Source organism: Pseudogracilibacillus amylolyticus (SeqCode), assembly GCF_051918545.1.
Taxonomy (GTDB): Bacteria; Bacillota; Bacilli; order Bacillales; family Amphibacillaceae; genus Pseudogracilibacillus.
The window spans coordinates 1-3,754 of the sequence record NZ_JBPPZG010000292.1 but is presented as its reverse complement, the minus strand read 5'-3'; the positions used below and the strand labels follow the sequence as shown (position 1 = coordinate 3,754).

Genomic DNA, 3,754 nt, shown 5'->3' with positions numbered 1-3,754 from the left:
AGCGCTACAGAAGAAGATGAAACAGAAGATCCGAATGAAGAAACGGATTCAGAAGTAAATGAAGAAGATGAAGCAGTAGAGGAAGAAGCTGACGAGGACGAAGAAGAGGAAGAAGATTTAAACTTAAATGACGTATTCGGTACAGCAAGTGGCGATATTACCTACGATTTCAACAAAGGACACTACGTACTTGATTTACAAGCTGGAATCATGAATTACCATACAACTCAAGAAATTAAGAATAAGTGGGTAGCATTTACTTTACCAAACGGGGTTGAAGTAGCAGAAGAACCTCCTAGTGGTGTTGTCCCAATCAGAATTGCTGGAAAAAATGGTTTAGCAGTTAAGATTCCAGATGTAAAATCATCTAGTTCAGAATATGTAGATAAGCAGATTGCCTTAACTGGTGTAGAGAATGACAATGATCCGCATCTTAATATGTATTTATTGAATGTTGATGTTAATGCAGGTAATTATGAAGAAATTGGCCAACTAAATGGTCAAAGAGAAATTGAATTTTCTGTAATGGAGGAAAATCCAAAAATTGATTTACGCGGGTCTATCACAGGAAAAACTACGTACGATAAGGACAAAAAGTATCATTTCCTTGATGTGAAAGTACAAGCGGAAAATCAAACAAATGATAGTGTGAACGATCTTTATGTAGCTTTCGAATTACCTGAAAGTGTGGAAGTTGTAGATGATGAAAATATGCCGGCTAATGTGGAAATATTGAACTATAAGGACGCGAGAGCAGTAGCTTTAAAACTTCCTAAATTAGAGCAAGGAAAAGAAGGCGAGTTAACGTATCGCATCCCTGTTGTCGGTGTTTCAGATGCGATCGTTACATCAGAAACAATTTCTGTATTTAAAATTCTAGATGCAGGCTATAATGAAGTTGGTCAATTTGATGGCCATATTAACGTCGACTTTTCAGACATGGATATTGAATGGCACTTTAATGCAATTGCACAAATAATTCCTGATTACCCAGGAATTACAGGGAAACAAATGGGCTTTAACTTTAAGTATGAATTGAAAAATCTTGATATCGCTGACGTTGAAAAGGTGAAAATGGAATTTGATGTTCCAAGTGCAATTAAAATTGAAAAGCCTAAGTATACTGGCGGTAGCAATGTAAAAGTAGACTGGGATGGCAATACTGCAACGGTTGATATTGGTGATTTAAAAGGTGCATCTGGATTCACTGGTTACTTTACAGCAGTTGGATCTACGAATAGTTCTATTGATCAATTGAAAAGTATGAAAGTAAAAGTAACTTTATACCGCGATGGAGAGGAAGTCGTTGAAACAATAAACGTTCCATTTGAGGTTGGAAAATATGCAGATATCGGTCTTCCTCCTGGAGATGACGACGATGATAATGAAAAACCAGACGATAATGGAAACAATGGCGATGGCGGAAACAAAGGCGATAATGGAAACAATGGCGATGGTGGAAACAAAGGCGATAATGGAAGCAATGGCAATGGTGGAAACAATAATAACAATGGTGATTCAGGAACAGGCGGAGACGGAAAGAATAACGATAACGGCTCTGGCGATGTGAAAGTTACTGTTGAAGATGGCGATGATAGTGTAGCTGACAAACAAGACGGAACTGGCTTATCATTACCGAACACAGCGACAAATATGTATACGATTCTTTTAATCGGAGCTCTTACATTGATTGCAGGTGCTTCATTAATAGTTCTCAGAAAAAGAAAAGTAATGGAATAATTATAAAAAAAGGACTAGGGTTATAAACTCTAGTTCTTTTTTGGCAATTAAATAAGTATAAACACTGGCTAAGAGCTCGGGCGTCCCGGGACTGTGCTTACTCGTCCCATCGAATTGCATTTGCAATTATCGTTCATCCCACCGTAAAGCATTTATCTCAGGCGCCGGTACAGCTACGTCAATCACTCGTAAGTGCAACTTATCCCCCCGCAATAAAGGTTTGGTGATAAGCAGATTTTCTAAAAAAATAATGTATTTATTATGAATCACATTTCGATATATAGGCTCATATAATGGGTTAGAGACTGAACTTGAAAGGGGCACGGTGTTCATGAAAGGTGAACGTTTCATTGAACCATTAATGTATATTGACCAACCAGATTTTCAAAAGCCTAGAGCCTATATGCAAGACAGCTATTTTGGTCGGGATCTTTCTGTTCAAACTGAAGAAAAGGAAGAACAACTAACCGAGGAAAATACAAGGGAATACGGTAATGACAGTTCTTTTAAAGGGCTAAATATGGATGGGAAAATTGATTATTTAGTTAATCTGCCGAGTGAAGTACCACGAATTCGATGTGAAGTGATTACGGAAGAAAAAGAATATCGGGGAGTTTTGATTGCTGATGAAGGCGATTCAGTAACAATGCGAGTTATTGGTCGTGGTACTACAGAAATCAACAAGAGTGACATAAAAGATATTCTTTTAATCGGATTTTAAAAAGGCACCATCGAACTTTTTGCTCGATGGTGCCTTTTTTATTTCCATTAAAATGCTGAAATTGCTGGTAAGCAAGTAACGTGGCAGAAGCACTTTACGTCTACAGTAATGCAAATTCCAGTCGTTCTTAAATGTTTGGTGTGTTGTTCAACAGGATTGTGTGGATTTGGATCTGAGTCGTTTGGATCTCTTAATAATTCAAGTACTGCACAGCAATCTTTTGTAACGCTTTTTACTCTGAAGAAGAAACTAGACTTGATTTTTCCGATATTTCTTGGATGAGCCCCAAAGCCTTTAAATGGTTTACATCCATCTTGACAATATAACAACACAGGAACAGTGTCCAATCCGTTGCGAACTTCCGTTTCACCTAATAGATCACTAATTGACTTTTCACAACTCGTGTCACACTCAAGTTCTGTAATATCTCTTTGAGCGCGTGCAATATCCCTTAGGACATCGCATACACAGCTTCCCGTTCTATGGCCTTCTCCACAACCCATGAAAATGTCTCCTTTCTATTTACATACTGACTTATTGAAGTCATTAATAGAATATGTGTAAATGGGTGGGGTGTGTAGGCATTTATCAAGCATTCTTTATTTTATCGAAGTAAAAGCCCGATCTAAAACAAAAAATAATTTTTAAGAAAATAGGCATAAGAAAGTGAGAAAAAGGGTATAGAGTAGATAGGAGGGGATTAAAATGGGATACATCTTACCAATTACACATTATACGTATAACGATTATCAACGTCGTATAATCAAGGAAAGTAGAAGTCCTCATTATATTGATGCACCTCATCGAGTAAATTTTTATAAAATTAATCGTGAATTTGATGACGAAAAGACATTTTATGATATATTGAAAGAAAAAGAAAGAGAATTATTATATATTAGTGCAGGAGAAAAGGCAGCATTGACAGGGAAAGGAAAAATGATCAATAAAAAAATATAAACAAGAAGTAACTTACGAAGGAGGAACCTAAAGAGGAAAAATCTCCCGTGCCCCAAAAGGTGTACAGCCGTCAGCTAGGGTAACGCAAGGCGATCTCGCATGCCCCAAAAACAGAATCACCACCGTTTAAGGTAACGCAAGGCGATCTTACGTGCCCCAAAAACAGAATCACCACCGTTTAAGGTAACGCAAGGCGATCTCGCGTACCCGAGAACGTGCCTCAACAACAATTAAGGTAACGCAAAGCGATCTCGCATGTCCCAAAAACAGAATCACTACCGTTTAAGGTAACGCATGATCAACTTTTTTAGCTTGTTTTATTTTCTAAATGTTTCT

At 37.5% G+C, this 3,754-nt stretch carries 4 protein-coding genes; 3 read left to right on the top strand and 1 reads right to left on the bottom strand.

Features of this window, described 5'->3' with window-relative positions; all coding sequences use genetic code 11:
* Both ACPYKA_RS19690 and ACPYKA_RS19685 read left to right on the top strand, forming a co-directional pair.
* A partial coding sequence (locus ACPYKA_RS19690) for an LPXTG cell wall anchor domain-containing protein (protein WP_479543895.1) occupies positions 1-1,740 on the top strand: 1,740 nt, incomplete at its 5' end.
* Between the two features lie 331 nt (positions 1,741-2,071).
* Positions 2,072-2,461 carry a CotO family spore coat protein gene (locus tag ACPYKA_RS19685; protein ID WP_479543894.1) on the top strand — a complete coding sequence of 130 codons (390 nt, stop codon included), beginning with the start codon at positions 2,072-2,074 and terminating at the stop codon, positions 2,459-2,461.
* 47 nt (positions 2,462-2,508) lie between these two features.
* Here ACPYKA_RS19685 and ACPYKA_RS19680 read toward each other — a convergent pair whose 3' ends face one another.
* Entirely contained in the window at positions 2,509-2,964 is a 456-nt protein-coding gene (locus ACPYKA_RS19680) for a CotY/CotZ family spore coat protein (RefSeq protein ID WP_479543893.1), read from the bottom strand.
* A 202-nt stretch (positions 2,965-3,166) separates the two neighbouring features.
* Here ACPYKA_RS19680 and ACPYKA_RS19675 point away from each other — a divergent pair, with 202 nt between their 5' ends.
* Positions 3,167-3,418, top strand: coding sequence for a hypothetical protein (locus ACPYKA_RS19675; RefSeq protein WP_479543892.1), 252 nt, complete (start codon positions 3,167-3,169; stop codon positions 3,416-3,418).
* Positions 3,419-3,754: the final 336 nt, after the last annotated feature.